Source organism: Isoptericola croceus (assembly GCF_029382255.1).
GTDB classification, from domain to species: Bacteria; Actinomycetota; Actinomycetes; order Actinomycetales; family Cellulomonadaceae; genus Isoptericola; species Isoptericola croceus.
In genome coordinates this window covers 1-261 of sequence record NZ_JARLLG010000431.1, presented here as the reverse complement: position 1 = coordinate 261, position 261 = coordinate 1, and the positions used below count along the sequence as shown (strand labels likewise).

Sequence of the window (261 nt, the reverse complement as noted above, 5' to 3'; positions counted from 1 at the left end):
AGAATACTCATCCCATCTACCTGTGTCGGTTTGCGGTACGGGCACCTTAGTATACACATAAGCTTTTCTCGTCTCTCTCGCCAGTTACTTCCCTACTTGAATTTCGGTCCCTTACGCCCCGGGCAACCATCGCCGGGGATAACCTTAAAGAAAGCGTCCCTTATGCTTAAAGTTCGGTGGTTACGGAATTTCTACCGTATGTGCATCGACTACGCCTTTCGGCCTGATCTTAGGCCCTGACTCACCCTCCGTGGACGAACC

At 51.3% G+C, this 261-nt stretch carries 1 rRNA gene; it reads right to left on the bottom strand.

The window, feature by feature from the left end:
• Positions 1-261: ribosomal RNA gene (locus PZC42_RS24890) — 23S ribosomal RNA — on the bottom strand; the annotation flags it as partial.